The 14,669-nt window shown below is 40.9% G+C and carries 11 protein-coding genes; 4 read left to right on the top strand and 7 right to left on the bottom strand.

Annotation, left to right across the window (positions count from 1 at the left end; translation table 11 throughout):
• Nucleotides 1-269: 269 nt before the first annotated feature.
• The 4 genes from ACTB0Y_RS15140 to nuoE are packed head-to-tail and all read right to left on the bottom strand — an operon-like array spanning nucleotide 270 to nucleotide 6,800.
• Nucleotides 270-725, bottom strand: a complete 456-nt coding sequence (locus tag ACTB0Y_RS15140) for a ferritin family protein (protein WP_463207673.1) — start codon at nucleotides 723-725, stop codon at nucleotides 270-272.
• A gap of 29 nt (nucleotides 726-754) precedes the next feature.
• Nucleotides 755-4,432, bottom strand: a complete 3,678-nt coding sequence (locus tag ACTB0Y_RS15135) for a molybdopterin-dependent oxidoreductase (RefSeq protein ID WP_463207672.1) — start codon at nucleotides 4,430-4,432, stop codon at nucleotides 755-757.
• A 19-nt stretch (nucleotides 4,433-4,451) separates the two neighbouring features.
• Complete coding sequence (locus tag ACTB0Y_RS15130) at nucleotides 4,452-6,230, bottom strand: NADH-ubiquinone oxidoreductase-F iron-sulfur binding region domain-containing protein (RefSeq protein ID WP_463207671.1); 1,779 nt, start codon at nucleotides 6,228-6,230, stop codon at nucleotides 4,452-4,454.
• A 48-nt stretch (nucleotides 6,231-6,278) separates the two neighbouring features.
• Complete coding sequence (nuoE, locus tag ACTB0Y_RS15125) at nucleotides 6,279-6,800, bottom strand: NADH-quinone oxidoreductase subunit NuoE (RefSeq protein ID WP_463207670.1); 522 nt, start codon at nucleotides 6,798-6,800, stop codon at nucleotides 6,279-6,281.
• A gap of 480 nt (nucleotides 6,801-7,280) precedes the next feature.
• On the opposite strand from nuoE, the gene ACTB0Y_RS15120 reads away from it, so the two are divergent.
• The 4 genes from ACTB0Y_RS15120 to ACTB0Y_RS15105 all read left to right on the top strand — a co-directional run bounded on the left by ACTB0Y_RS15120 (nucleotide 7,281) and on the right by ACTB0Y_RS15105 (nucleotide 9,337).
• The gene (locus tag ACTB0Y_RS15120; protein WP_463207669.1) at nucleotides 7,281-7,514 is read left to right on the top strand and encodes a hypothetical protein; all 234 of its coding nucleotides are present in this window, start codon (nucleotides 7,281-7,283) and stop codon (nucleotides 7,512-7,514) included.
• A complete protein-coding gene (locus tag ACTB0Y_RS15115) occupies nucleotides 7,505-7,804 on the top strand; it encodes a type II toxin-antitoxin system RelE/ParE family toxin (RefSeq protein ID WP_463207668.1) in 300 nt (99 codons plus the stop codon). The genes ACTB0Y_RS15120 and ACTB0Y_RS15115 overlap by 10 nt, the downstream gene beginning before the upstream one ends.
• Before the next feature lie 283 nt (nucleotides 7,805-8,087).
• Nucleotides 8,088-8,417 (top strand): transposase, encoded by a 330-nt coding sequence (locus tag ACTB0Y_RS15110; protein WP_463207667.1) that lies wholly within the window; start codon nucleotides 8,088-8,090, stop codon nucleotides 8,415-8,417.
• Between the two features lie 509 nt (nucleotides 8,418-8,926).
• Nucleotides 8,927-9,337, top strand: coding sequence for a DUF5958 family protein (locus tag ACTB0Y_RS15105; protein WP_463207666.1), 411 nt, complete (start codon nucleotides 8,927-8,929; stop codon nucleotides 9,335-9,337).
• 485 nt (nucleotides 9,338-9,822) lie between these two features.
• On the opposite strand, the gene ppdK is transcribed toward ACTB0Y_RS15105, so the two are convergent.
• From ppdK to ACTB0Y_RS15090, 3 genes are all read right to left on the bottom strand, one after another.
• On the bottom strand, nucleotides 9,823-12,543 hold the full coding sequence (gene ppdK, locus ACTB0Y_RS15100) for a pyruvate, phosphate dikinase (protein ID WP_463207674.1): 2,721 nt from the start codon (nucleotides 12,541-12,543) through the stop codon (nucleotides 9,823-9,825).
• Between the two features lie 214 nt (nucleotides 12,544-12,757).
• Entirely contained in the window at nucleotides 12,758-14,035 is a 1,278-nt protein-coding gene (locus ACTB0Y_RS15095) for an anthranilate synthase component I family protein (RefSeq protein ID WP_463207665.1), read from the bottom strand.
• A complete protein-coding gene (locus ACTB0Y_RS15090) occupies nucleotides 14,022-14,618 on the bottom strand; it encodes an aminodeoxychorismate/anthranilate synthase component II (RefSeq protein WP_463207664.1) in 597 nt (198 codons plus the stop codon). Before ACTB0Y_RS15090 ends, ACTB0Y_RS15095 begins: the two co-directional genes overlap by 14 nt.
• Between the last annotated feature and the right edge of the window lie 51 nt (nucleotides 14,619-14,669).

Here is a 14,669-nt window from a genome sequence, read left to right as displayed (position 1 = left end):
GTTTAATGTTTACGTAAATTATAAACAACCTGCTGCGTATTGAGTTTAAAAATATTTCAGTAAAAAACAACCGATGAAAGAGACTGTCCAAAAAGTAAAACATTGCCGTCATTGTGCGGAACGACTTGCCGTATTAGTAGAGCGAAAGTGAGAGCGACAAAGCGATCTGTTTGATTTCCTTCAAGTTTTTAACAGATAGCTTCGTTTCTCTCGCTATGACGTCTTCGAACCTATTTGGACAGCCTCTTGTGGTTTATCTGCAATAATTTTTAGTTCTCACGCAGGATATGTTCATCATATTCCAGCTCAAAACGAAGTTTATGTTTTGATTCTTCCATTGCCAGGGCTTCAAAAAGTGTTTGCATGTCGGTGTTAGGTGCACGTTTGGCAAGATTTGTATACAGTCTGAATGCTGCCTTTTCTTTTTGCATGGCCACCACAAGGGCGTCCTGGTAATCCATGTCGGGTTTAGGCTGTACTTTTGTTGTATAATCAGCAATTTGCAAATCAGATACTTTCTCGTCAGGCACTTCGAATGTTCTGTTTGTTTTTATTTCTTTTAGCCGGGCTTTATGGCTAACCTCCTCTTGCGCAAACTGCTCAAAAATTTCCTGCATATCCTTCGTTTTTGCGTCTGATGCCAATTTGTTATAAAAATCTACCGCTTCCTGTTCACTTTGCATGGCAAAATCCAGAATCTCGTCAATGTTTTTAAAGTTCTTCATGGCTATATTTTTAAGTATTTACTATTGCATTAGGCATAAAAACCGGCTTCTACCTCTATTCGCTTTTTTGTAAATGCACGCTCAAACATTTCATCAAATGCTTTATTAATAGAATCTGCTCCATGATTGAACATAGCACTCTCGCCAATGTGCTCTGTTGCTTTAAAATGTAGTTTATTGTCCATTGCCCCGGGCAACTCACGAGCGATTTCATCCATCACATAAGCAGCATCTTTAGCTGTTTCAATTCCATATTTGTCCAACAAGGCTACAAGCTGATGAAAAGTAGTTTTACCTGTTTTGGCACTAAAGTGATGTGTATACGATTGAATGAAACGGTTGGTGTTGGTATAGCTACCACTTGATTCTATGGTAAATGACGCCGGTAAAACAACATCTGCAAGCTTTGCGGTTTCTGTCATAAAAGCATCTTGCACAACAACAAATGAAGCATTGTCCATTAGCTTTGCAATATCATGCTGATTTTTAGCTGTTCCCACCGGGTCTTCACCCAGAATCATCAGGTTTTTAAAGGCGCCTTCCTGAACTTTCATCTTCAGGGTTCCGTCAGTATTGACAGTCATTTCACCACCAATAGTAAGTGCCGGAGCCATACCCATATCCATCAGTCCCTGGGCATTATTTTTCTCCTTCAGGGCTATAATGCCCATGGCCGTTTTACCCAGCTTTCCGGTTATCATGGCCAGGTTAAGAATCTCCTGTGAAGTTCCTGTATCAACTTCTTTTTCAGAAAATATTAATATGGCGTTTGGTTCAAGGTTATAAGCATCGGCAAGCTTTTCGACCTGTTCTTGTGGCAAGCCGGCCCGCTTAATGAGCGTATTATAATCACTCGCCAGAAGCGCTGATTTATAAGTTTCAAAATTATCGCACTGGGCATCAATAAACATTTGGTTCTCCTTTCCCGCTGAAACTATATAATGATTCATGGCTTTTACCAGATCGTAATAAGATTGCACATGCAAAGTTTCATCAGCTTTATACGACATAGATGATTCCTTCTTATCGGTAATCACAACCAAGGGAGTGTTGTTTTCGGAAACCTGTTGCTGAACCATAAAACCAGCTACCGCATTATCTGCATTGATATCAGCCCCCAGTAAGAAAAATTTTCCTGCATCTTTAAGCTGGTCAAAAGCTACATTGTGTCGGTTATTATTCAGATAACCATATTCGCGACCCAGGTAATGGAAGCTACCGACATTTTGGGTTTTCATACCTTCACGAGCCAACTTGCCGGCAAGGTAAAGCTCCTCATTCGAGAGGCGTGAGCCGGCAAACAATGCGTTTTTATCTCCATCTGTTTTGTCGAAGTATTTTTTAATTAATTCAAAAACTTCGTCAAATTCAGCTTCACGGAATTGGCCGTTTTCTTTTATCAACGGTTTTGTTATTCTGCGGTTATCATTCAAATAGTGATAACCAAATCTTGCATAGCGACATATATTGCCGTCCCTGTTCACTGTGCCTTCAGCACCTTCCACAGCTGTTACAAAACCATTTTTGTTATGTATTTCTATTTCGCATCCAATACTGCAGTAATTACAGATTGTTTTTGATGTTTCCATTTTTACCGGCAATGGCTTAAAGAGTACATTCTCCGTTATAGCGCCTGTTGAGCATGCAGAAATGCACATACCGCAAGATTCGCAATTGGTATCGTTGAGAGAATTGCCCATGCTCGGTGCAATGTAAGTTTCAAATCCACGTTCCACTAATCCAAGAGCATTGGCTCCCACTATATTTTTACAGACTCTCTCACATCGGCTACACAAAATACATTTGTTATTATCGATTTCTATAAAGGGGTGTGAATGATCGGGTTCAAAATCTTTAAATTCACCGCTAAAAGCCATTTGTTCTGCCTGGTATTCAGTAGCATAAGCCTTTAAATCGCAAGTATGCAATGCACTACAGCCACACTCAAGGCAGCGTTGTGTTTCGCGCTTTGCCACTTCCACTCCGGCATATCCCAATTCAACTTCATTAAAATTCACGCGCTCATTTTCGGGTAAAGTGGGCATCTCTTCCCGCATTTGCTTTTGATACCTTTCCGCATAATCTTTTTTCTCCTGCTTCTTAAAGTTTGCTTTGCGACTGAAAAATTCTTTGGGTTCTGGTTTAATCTCCTCTCCCATTAAAAACTGATGGCAACTGTGTGCAGCAGTTTTAGCCTGAGCTACAGCCTCTATAATTGTGGCAGGACCTGTAACGCCATCACCTGCTGCAAAAACCGAAGGAATGGAGGTTTGTAATGTTTGTTCGTTTGCATCAATGTCGCCCCAACGGTTGGCTACCAATTCGCCGTTCTGGCTGTTTTGGTTAATATCATCCAAAAAGTTGATGTCGGTTTTCTGACCAATAGCTGCCAGGATATAATCAAACTCCTCATCGTACTCCGATCCCTCTATGGGTTTAGGCCTGCGGCGACCGCTCTCATCGGGTTCGCCCAGCTCCATTTTTATAAGGGTCATACTTTTCACCCGGCCTTCATCATCCTTATTGACCTTTACCGGGTTGGTCAATAGATTGTATTCCACTCCCTCAAGTTTCGACTCGTGAATCTCTATCGGGTTGGCCGGCATCTCTTTCTCTGTGCGGCGATAAACAACTTTAACATCTGTTGACCCGCAGCGAATGGCAGTGCGGCAGCAATCCATGGCGGTATTGCCACCACCTACTACAGCTACTTTTTTGCCTGTAAAGTCGTATCGCTGCCCGGTCATTTCCATATTGCGCAAAAAATCGATCCCTGAAAATACGTTTTCAGCATCTTCACCCTCGGCGCGGAGCAATGTTCCTCTTTGTGATCCGATGGTTAAAATGGTGGCATCGAAATCTTTTTCAAGTTGCGCATAACTTAAATTATCGCCCAGTTTTTGATTATAGTTAATTTTCACACCCAATTCTGTGATGCGCTCCACTTCTTTATCGAGAATATCATTCGGAAGCCGGTATTCAGGTATGCCATACCGCAACCAACCGCCTGCATGGGGCTGAGCCTCAAAAATATCACATTGATGGCCTTTTTGTTGTAAAAACCATGCTGCAGATAACCCGCCCGGGCCGGCACCAACTATGGCAACACGTTTACCGGTAGATTCAGCTATTTCAGGTTTATGATAATGCTTGCTGTTAAAGTCCTGATCAGCTGCAAAACGTTTCAAATAATCAATTCCGACGGCATTATCCTCGTCCAGCAAATTACGCCGACATGCCACCTCGCATGGACGCACACACACGCGACCACAAATGGCCGGGAGCGGGTTGGTTTCTTTTATCAAAGCAATGGCATCACTGTAATGCTCCTTTTCAATAAGTGATATGTAGCCTTGTACATCTACCCCTGCAGGACACTCTTCTTTGCATGGACCCACACAATCAGCATAGTGATTACTGAGCATTAGTTCCAAAGCAGTTTTTCTGGACTTTTTTACAGCCTCATTGGATGTGTTGATGTGCATGCCCTCGTTCACGAATGTAGAACAAGATGGTTGCATGCTTTTTTTACCGTTTTGCTCAACCTCCACCACGCATACAAAACATGATGAGTTGGGTTTCAAACGCTCATCGTAACACAGAGTAGGAATATCAATTTTATGTTGGCGGGCCATCTCCAGAATGGTTTCACCAGCATTGGTTTTGATATTTTTTCCATTGAGAATTATATTGACTTTATCGCTCATAAATACTTTTTTGTCGGGTTTATGAAACTAAAACTGCATCGAAATTACACTTGCTGTAGCACTCACCGCATTGTATACATTTTTCCTGGTCGATGACGTGCACACCTTTTCGCTCACCTAAAATGGCATCGGTCGGGCAAGCTCTGGCACAAACCGTACAACCTGTACATTTCTCAGGATCAATTTCGTAATGCAATAATTGTTTACACACAGCGGCGGGACATTTTTTATCGTTTATATGGGCTTCATATTCATCACGGAAGTATCGAATGGTGGTCAATACCGGGTTGGGAGCTGTTTGACCTAAACCACAGAGTGAATTCTTCTTCACCTCTTCTCCAAGATCAAGCAATTTATCAATATCTTCTGGTTTGCCATCCCCTTCACTAATTCTCGTAAGGATTTCAAGCATACGTTTTGTACCAATTCGGCAGAAAGTGCATTTTCCACAGGACTCTTTGCGTGTAAAATCGAGGAAGAACTTAGCCACATCGACCATGCAGGTTGTCTCATCCATTACCACCAAACCACCTGAGCCCATTATGGCTCCGGTAGCTGTTACCGATTCGTAATCAACCTTTGTATCGAGCAAGTGGGCAGGGATACAACCTCCGGAAGGGCCACCAAGCTGTACAGCTTTGAGCTTTTTATTATCGGGAATACCACCGCCAAGTTTGTATACCACATCTTCGATGGAAATACCCATGGGCACTTCTACCAGGCCGCCTCGATTGATTTTACCGGCCAGTGCAAAAACCTTTGTTCCTTTACTTTTCTCAGTTCCGTAAGCAGCATACTTTTCCGGCCCGTTGTTTATAATCCAGGGGATATTGGCCAGTGTTTCCACATTATTGATATTGGAAGGTTTTTCCCACAAACCTGATACAGCCGGAAAAGGCGGTCGCTTGCGGGGCATACCTCTTTTGCCTTCGATAGAGGCAATTAAGGCGGTCTCTTCTCCACACACGAAAGCGCCTGCACCTTCTTTTACATAAATATCAAAGTCGAATCCTTCGATACCAAAACTATTTTTTCCTAAATATCCTTTTTCATGCGCCTGTTGAATAGCTTTACTAAGTCTCTTTATGGCCAGCGGATATTCTGCGCGGCAATAAATTACACCTCCGGTGGCCTCCATGGCATAAGCTCCGATAATCATACCTTCCAGCACAGCATGCGGATCTCCTTCGAGTAAAGACCGGTCCATAAACGCACCCGGGTCGCCCTCATCGGCATTGCAAATAATATATTTTTCGTCTGATTTACTGTTGAAAGCAAATTTCCATTTTAAGCCCGTTGGGAAACCGCCACCTCCGCGCCCCCGAAGACCGGAATCGATAATGGTTTGTATTACCTGAGGCGACTCCACCTTGTTTTTTAAAAGACTTTTAATCGCTTTATACCCCTCATGTACCTCATATTCTTCAATTCTTTCCGGATCAATAACACCACAATGCCGCAAAGCAATGCGTATCTGGTCATTTAAAAAACCATTGTGCGGTGTATCGAAACTGGCTGTGTGCACTACATATTTTTCCAATGGCACATTGAGTTTGAGATGGCTGTTTAAGACATCTTCAATCAACTCGGGCGTCATATCACCATACAAATAGGTACCATCAGCATCTTTAACCTCCACAAGAGGTTCTTTATAACATATCCCAATACCGCTTGTTTGCTGCAAATCAATTGGCAACTGATCTTGTTTGATGATGTCCTGAAGGTGTGTATGCACCTTACCGGCACCGGCTGCAATACCGGAACTGCCTATATCTACTTTAACCTGAAGTTTTTCCATAAATTGGTGTGAGATTTTATCAGATAAATGCTTGTATTCTTAAACAAATCAGTTTTGCTCGCTGCGACGGATATCCTTTACAATTTTTGAGGCTTTTTTACCATCCAAATTTCCATATGTTTCATCGCCGACCATCATTACCGGAGCAAGAGAGCAACATCCAAGGCAGGCTACAGACTCAAGTGTAAAGCTCATATCATCAGTTGTTTCACCATCTTTTACACCCAGCGTATCTTCCAGTGCTTCACTAATTTTTGTAGCATTTTGCACATGACATGCTGTGCCGTGACATACTTTCACAATATGCTTTCCAACGGGCTTCAGTCGAAACTGGGCATAAAAAGTAGCCACACCAAACATATCATTGAGGTTTAGTCCGGTTTCTTCTGCTATTTTGCCAAAGGCGGGACGGGGCAAATACCCAAATATATCCTGTGTGCCCTGCAGCAAAGGAATCATATTACCTTTTTTGGCTTTATACTTTTCAATTAATGGATCCAGTAAACTTAGATCGACCTGCTCTGAAGGTTCAGTTTGAGCAGGTTTTTGAGGGAGCCGTTGTACACGCATAATCAGTCTTTTAAAACATTACCAATAGCCGAGATTTCGCATGGTGAATTTATGAAATGCCGATGAGCTAAAAAACGGCAAACATGTGTTTTTTTTCGGAAATGGGTAATTTGAAAAGGTTTTAAATTAGCATGGGTAAAGGAAGCCCCACAGATAAAATGTTTTGAGGATAGTCATGGGCAGAGTTACTATTTGCGTCTTTATCAGGATGTTTTTTTAAGTAAACCGATGACAATTAATTCATCCGATAATATAGAACCCCCGCTGGCGCGAGCTTAAAAATAGTTTTTGTTGGTCAAAGTGTAAAATATTGATTGGTTTAAATACATGGCCCGACACAAATATGTAAGCTCAACCGAACGTTACAAAATCAATAGCCTGGACAACCTGAAAAGCAAATTAGAGAAGTTGCATCCTTTATCCGAAACTAAAAGTCAATATTAATCGTTAAATTTGTAGGAGAATAAAACAATGGAAATTATGGACTCGATTGAATTAAAATCAGACTTACATAACTTGATTGACAAGGTCAATGATGAAACTATACTAAATGCCATTAGAGCAATTCTGGCTAAACAGTTAAGCGATACTGATTTTTGGAATGATTTGCCTGTAAATGTTCAGGAATCTGTAAAAAGAGGAATGACACAAGCTAAAAATGGGCAAACTAAAGATCATAGTGAAGTTATGAAAAAGTATGAGAAATGGCTTTAAAAGTAAAATGGACAGAAGAAGCAGAAGAAACCTTTGAAGCAATAATAGCATACCTTGAAAATAAATGGACAGAAAAAGAAGTCCGCAATTTTGCTCAGAAGACTAACAAAGTAATAGAACAAATACAGAAAAACCCATATCAATTTAAAGCTTCAGCCATTGAAGATATACGGAAAGCCCTTGTAACTAAACACAACAGTTTATTCTATAATATCAATGAAGAAGACAGTGTTATAGAACTTTATTCATTTTGGGACAACCGAAAAGATCCAGGAAAACTTCAATATTAAACCCCACCGCACAAGGCAGGAAAAGCGGTATTCGTCATCAATCGTCAGCACTGCGTCCGCCTGCCGGCGGAAAAATCCATGCCAAGCCGTCACAGCACATTTTTATGATCACTTTTATTTTACTCACAATCACTTAAATTTTCAATTGTGTTCGTGAGGGCTTCGCCGTTCAATTGAATAAAAAAGAGCTGTGCCGCCCCCCCCGATAGCGCGGATTTGTAATCCGTGCCTGTTGCTCAGATAAAAGCTTTTCGAATTTAAATAGATTCTGTACTTTTGCTATATGTCAGAAAAATACAAGATTCACGACAACAGCAAAGCCTATTTTATCACCATGACCACAGTTGGTTGGGTTGATATTTTTACTCGTAAAAACCACAAGCTAACGATTGTAAATTCATTAGAATATTGCCAAAAGCATAAAGGATTAGTCATTTTTGGTTGGGTCTTAATGCACAGTCATTTACATTTATTGTGCAAAGCCGATGAAGGTTTTAGTTTGTCAGATATATTGAGGGATTTTAAGAAGTTTACCTCGAAAGAGATTGTGCGTCAAATACAAGAAGAACCTGAAAGCAGAAGGGAATGGATTTTGCCATTTCTCAAACACTAATGTAAAGGGCTAAAGCGTGGTCAAAACTATAAAGTGTGGCAGGATGGCAATCACCCGGAACTGATTTACAGTAATAAATTTTTCTACGAAAAGCTGGAATATATCCATCAAAATCCGGTTGAAGATATGATAGTAAACGAACCATGGGAATATTTTTTTAGTTCTGCGAGAAATTATGCAAATTTATCTTATGCAATCGAAGTGATTTTAGAATCGCAAAAGTTGATTACATATAATTAAGCTTTAATATGTCGATAGTGATTTTAACTTAGGTAACGCGCACGGATTACAAATCCGCGCGATCGGGTAACTGCCAAAGCAACATCAGACTTTGACTATGTAATTCAAGGCTTAACGAATAAGCAATGGAAAAAAATTAAAAATTCATTGCCTGGTGCGCCTGGTGCTCCTTCTAAAATAGATGCTTTACCACGTAGGATAGATGTGTTTAAAGGAGAATTAAATAAAAGTAAACCCTATATTACTATAAAACCTCAATAAAATTTATTATGACTTTAGAAACTGAAATATTAGTTAATAAATTTGGTCAAGATTTAGAAGGGATTGATAGACTGATTCAGGAGTTTGAAATTCTTGAAATAAATGATAAAAAGAAATTTCTTGAGGACTTAATATACTTGATCATACAATCAGATGTAAAAAATGAAGATGTTGAAACAGCTATTAAGTATAGTAAGCTAAAGCCTACGTTTACACCTTGTGTTTTATTAAGAAAAGGAGTTAATCAGGGCAATCTTTATCGCATAATTGAATTGCCGAAAAATGAATATAAAAAGGTATTTATTTTATTTCTTAACTTATACAAGGTAGGTTATATCCGTAAATATGAAGTTGAAAAAAACGCCCCCAACAAATGGTGGTTCTGGGATTTGTCAATTGATAATAATATAAAAAAATAAAAGTTAACTTTAAATAAATCGAATTCCCCCTGCTAATCCCACATTAAAATCAAAATTTAGTGTCCCCGATATTGGGAAGGGGTTTTGGAGCGGTTTTACTTTTTAATCAATGCTAAAAAAGCAATAAAAGTAGCTGTAGCCAGGTTGAGCCAGTACTGCCAGTCCATAAAAACGGCAAGAGCAACGGCAGTAAGAGATAAAGCAAGCGGGATGTATGGCAGGGTTTTGCTTAAGGTTTTGGTTTTTGTAACCTGGGTTGGCTGTGTAGTTGTATTCTTTCTTGCTATAATTCTATAAATATGAACCCTCCTGGGTTGCTTTGAGCATAGTCATCGGCTAAGTTGCTATTTGGCACTTTTTACAGATTTTTTGAGTCAATCCACTAAAATTCAATCAGTTGATAGCTTTAGGAAAATATGCCACCAAAAAAAGCCCCCGTTTCCGGAGGCTTTTGAGATATTTCGAATTTTATTAACAAAACGAAACTAGCGAATATTTGCCTGTGCGGCAGCCAAACGTGCGATTGGTACGCGGTATGGCGAGCATGAAACGTAGTTCATTCCCACACGGTGGCAAAATTCTACTGAACTTGGCTCACCGCCGTGCTCACCACAAATACCTACTTTCAGGTCTTTCTTAGTGCTGCGGCCTTTCTGTGTTCCCATTTCAACGAGTTGTCCGACTCCTGTTTGATCCAATACCAGGAAAGGATCGTTTTTCAGCAAGCCTTTTTCAAGGTAAATGGGTAAGAATTTACCGGCATCGTCACGCGAATAACCGAAAGTCATTTGGGTAAGGTCGTTGGTACCAAAAGAGAAGAATTCGGCAACTTCAGCTACCTCGTCTGCAGTAAGTGCAGCGCGTGGAATCTCGATCATTGTACCTACAAGGTAATCAACCTCTACACCCTTTTCTTTGAATACATCAGCTGCTACACTGCGGATGATTTCTTCCTGCATTTTCAGTTCGGCAACTGTACCAATAAGTGGTACCATAATTTCCGGCTTCGGATTCAGTCCTTGTGACTTGAGGTTGCAAGCTGCTTCGATAATGGCACGCGCCTGCATTTCTGTAATTTCAGGATAAGTATTTCCGAGGCGACATCCACGGTGGCCCAACATTGGGTTAAATTCGTGGAGTGATTCAACTTTAGCTTTCACTTCATCAGCAGGTATACCAAGTTCTTTGGCCATTTGCTCCTGCGATTTTTCATCGTTTGGCGTAAACTCGTGCAATGGTGGATCGAGCAAGCGGATTGTTACTCCGTATCCGTCCATAGCTTTAAGAATACCTTCAAAATCCTCGCGCTGCCAGGGCAACAATTTGCCAAGCGCCTTACGACGACCAGCTTCATCGTTGGCCAAAATCATTTCACGAACGGCTTTAATGCGTTCGCCTTCGAAGAACATGTGCTCAGTACGGCAAAGACCAATACCTTTGGCACCAAAGTTAAATGCTGTTTCCGCATCATGTGGTGTGTCAGCATTTGTGCGTACATCCATGCGGGTATATTTTTCAGCCAATTCCATAATCTGACCAAAGTTTCCGGCCAATTCTGGATCAATAGTAGCTACTTTACCTTCGTAAACTTCGCCGGTAGAACCGTTAAGCGAAATCCAATCGCCTTCTTTATAGGCTGTACCGTCAACAGTAAATTGTTTTTTGGCATAGTTTACAATTACATCACCGGCTCCGGAAACACAGCATTTACCCATACCGCGAGCTACAACAGCAGCGTGCGAAGTCATCCCACCACGAGAAGTAAGAATACCTTCTGATACGTTCATACCGCTGAGGTCTTCGGGAGAAGTTTCGGTACGTACCAAAATAACTTTTTCGCCACGGTCCTTCCACTCTTCTGCATCGTCAGCGTCGAATACTACACGACCAGTGGCTGCACCTGGAGAAGCAGGCAGTCCTTTTGATAATACTTTAGCATCTTTAATAGCCTCCTTATCAAATACAGGGTGAAGCAATTCATCAAGCCTATTGGGTTCAATGCGCAGCATGGCAGTTTTTTCGTCTATCATGCCTTCTTCCATCATATCTACGGCCATTTTTACCATGGCGGCACCTGTACGTTTTCCGTTACGGGTTTGGAGCATCCATAATTTACCATCCTGAATGGTAAACTCAAGGTCCTGCATATCTTTGTAGTGGTCCTCAAGCTTTTGCTGAACGGTATCCAATTCCTTATAGACTTTCGGCATAGCTTCTTCCAGTGATGGAAATTCAGCTTTACGTTTGTCTTCAGAAATACCTGCACGCTTAGCCCAGCGCAAAGAACCTTCTTTTGTAATTTCCTGTGGTGTGCGAATACCGGCAACAACATCCTCACCCTGAGCGTCGATCAGGTATTCACCGTTAAAGATATCTTCTCCGGTACCAGCGTCGCGCGTAAAGGCCACACCTGTAGCGGAGTTTTTACCCATGTTACCATACACCATAGCCTGAACGTTTACGGCAGTTCCCCACTCGTCAGGTATTTGATGCATACGTCGGTAATAAATAGCACGCTTGTTGTTCCAACTGCCAAAAACAGCAGCAACAGAACCCCAAAGTTGTTCCCATGGGTCATTGGGGAATGCTTTTCCTGTTTTATCTTTAATTACCTTTTTAAAGGCCTCAACAAGTTTTTTTAGGTCTTCTGGTGTAAATTCTGTATCTAATTTATAACCTTTTTCTTCTTTAATTTTTTCGATTTCAACCTCGAAAGGATCACTTTCACCTTTTTCGGCCTCAACGCCCATTACCACATCACCGTACATTTGGATAAAACGGCGGTAGGAGTCCCAGGCAAAACGTTCGTTGCCTGATTTTTCTGCTACAATCTTAACTGTATCGTCATTCATTCCCAGGTTAAGTACTGTATCCATCATACCTGGCATTGAAACGCGTGCACCGGAGCGAACAGAAAGCAGCAACGGGAATTCATCGGTTTGAGAACCGAATTTGGCGCCCATAGCATCTTCTGTGGCTTTTACAGCCTTTTCTACCTCTCCTTTGATGGCAGCAAATGTGGCTTCTTCACCCTCCTGGTTATATTTTGTACATACTTCAGTAGTAATTGTAAAACCTGCAGGTACCGGAACACCGATAAGATTCATTTCAGCAAGGTTAGCACCTTTACCACCCAACAAATTTTTCATTTCTGTTTTTCCTTCAGCCTTACCATCGCCAAAGGTATAAACGTGTTTAGTCATAATTAAATCGTTTTTATGTTTGATTAAAACTTATTAAAATTCGCTTTTATATCCAGCATACAAAAATAATATATTATTTTGGATTTGCTGTATCAGACAACAAAGAAATAACCTTTTGATATTCAACACACAACACAATGAAAACGTTTGCGGAAACGTACTAAAACATGTTAATTTTTCGTTAAATCCACATTACAAAGCATTTACAGGCAAAAGTTCATTGCTTGAGAGCTTTTAAGATGTTTTGTGCTTTGTGTAGTGTTTCTTCGTATTCATCCTCAGGATCGGAAAGTAAAGTAATACCCCCACCCACATTGAAAGAAAGCTGGTTAAGTTCAATAAATACCGTACGAATAAGAATATTAAAATCCATTTCACCGTTGCCCGATAGATAACCAAAGCTGCCGGTATAGGGTCCCCTGCCCTTTTGCTCAAGCTCTTCAATTATCTGACAGGCCCTGACCTTGGGACAACCGGTAATGGACCCACCGGGAAAGAGCGCTTTAATAATATGCGAAAAAAGCTTATCATCAAGGGTTCCTTCCACATCAGCCACTAAATGATACACATTTTTCAGTGTTTTTAATATTGGAAAACCATTGACCTTTACGCTGCCCGGGGAACAAATTTTTGAAATATCGTTACGCAATAAGTCTGTGATCATGGCGAGCTCCCTCAAGTTTTTTTGGTCATGAATGAGTTTCTGACCGCCCTCATTGTCGCCATTCAGGCGAGGTGCAGTTCCTTTAATCGGAGAAGCTGTAATTTTATCTTTCTGTATTTTGAAAAATCTTTCGGGAGAAGTTGAAATGAGGTACTGATCTTTTGATTTATAAAAAACGCCAAATTCGATGCGATTCGATTTTAAAAGCGCCAGAGCAGCGGCTTGCTCATTACCTTGAAATCGACCCGAAATTTTTCGCGTTAAATTCACCTGGTAAATATCTCCTGCCCTTATGTATTCCTGAATTCTCCTAACCCCTTTCATAAACCCTTTTTGATCTGGAACGGAGTGTAAATGAAAAACCGAAAAATGCTCTGGGTCATTTTGCGAAATATTAAAGGCTTGTTCAATATTGAGCATATTTTGTTTTTCTGCGTTCGATTGGAGTTCGAAAGCATCTTTAACGGACCATTGCTGATCTAGAATAATTACGTATTGATACACATGAAACCGGTAAAGTGAGAACCCTGTATCGCGCAAATTATGATAAATGCCCCCTTCCTCCAACAGACCTTTTGTGTCGTAACCCAAATAACCAAAAATCCAGGGAAAAGTGAATTGATGATTTTGCAATAAGTGATCAATTGTTTCCAGTGGCTCACTATCATCAATATCATGCAATGGATTAAAAGCCAGAATGATATTATGTTCACCATCTACATCAGGACTGGTATAGAGCAATGACCCGTCCCATTGCTCCACAAGATTAATGGCCGCTTGCAGGTCAATTATATGGTTGACTGAAATAGGATGTGCACTAAACTTCAACATATTGTTTGAAAAAATTATCAATGATTAATGCGCCCTGAGATGTAAGAAAACTTTCGGGGTGAAACTGCACGCCAGTCCATGGTTGATAATTATGTTTGAGCGCCATTGCAGCATTATTCTCTGGAGCGTGTGCCAATAGCTTAAACTCGGGTGAATTATTAATTTGCTTTGCTTGCACTTCCAACGAATTATATCTTGCACCTTCAAAGCGGGCATTGACTCCTTCGAAAATATCATTTTGACGGTGCTTTACAATAACTGCTGCTCCATGTGCCGGCTGGGTCGAACGGCTTACTTTAATACCCTCGCGCCAGGCCAAAAACTGCATTCCAAGACATACACCAAAAACAGGAATTTGCTTTTTTTCAACCACAAACTCAAAATATTCCTGCAACAAACCAGTCTCAGCCGGAGTCATAGGACCTGGTCCAATAACCAGCACGTGAGGTGTTTCCCGCAGAATTGTGCGATCTCTGTTCCTGAAAACATCGAACCGGTAACCAGGCCGCACTGTTTTCAAAAGATGTAGCAGGTTGTAGGTAAAAGAATCGTAGTTATCGAATAATATAACTTGCTTTGTCATGTGTACAGCACAAAAATTCCCGGGGTATCTGTCCCCGGGAATTGCAAAAAT

Source organism: Salinivirga sp., assembly GCF_055145285.1.
Note: the sequence above shows the minus strand (reverse complement) of the source record. Positions and strands in the feature narration are given on the sequence as shown.

Coding starts and splice junctions, on each gene's coding strand:
- ACTB0Y_RS15140 (WP_463207673.1), bottom strand. CDS start 725: ATGAAGAACTTTAAAAACATTGACGAGATTCTGGATTTTGCCATGCAA.
- ACTB0Y_RS15135 (WP_463207672.1), bottom strand. CDS start 4,432: ATGAGCGATAAAGTCAATATAATTCTCAATGGAAAAAATATCAAAACC.
- ACTB0Y_RS15130 (WP_463207671.1), bottom strand. CDS start 6,230: ATGGAAAAACTTCAGGTTAAAGTAGATATAGGCAGTTCCGGTATTGCA.
- nuoE (WP_463207670.1), bottom strand. CDS start 6,800: ATGCGTGTACAACGGCTCCCTCAAAAACCTGCTCAAACTGAACCTTCA.
- ACTB0Y_RS15120 (WP_463207669.1), top strand. CDS start 7,281: ATGGACTCGATTGAATTAAAATCAGACTTACATAACTTGATTGACAAG.
- ACTB0Y_RS15115 (WP_463207668.1), top strand. CDS start 7,505: ATGGCTTTAAAAGTAAAATGGACAGAAGAAGCAGAAGAAACCTTTGAA.
- ACTB0Y_RS15110 (WP_463207667.1), top strand. CDS start 8,088: ATGTCAGAAAAATACAAGATTCACGACAACAGCAAAGCCTATTTTATC.
- ACTB0Y_RS15105 (WP_463207666.1), top strand. CDS start 8,927: ATGACTTTAGAAACTGAAATATTAGTTAATAAATTTGGTCAAGATTTA.
- ACTB0Y_RS15095 (WP_463207665.1), bottom strand. CDS start 14,035: ATGTTGAAGTTTAGTGCACATCCTATTTCAGTCAACCATATAATTGAC.
- ACTB0Y_RS15090 (WP_463207664.1), bottom strand. CDS start 14,618: ATGACAAAGCAAGTTATATTATTCGATAACTACGATTCTTTTACCTAC.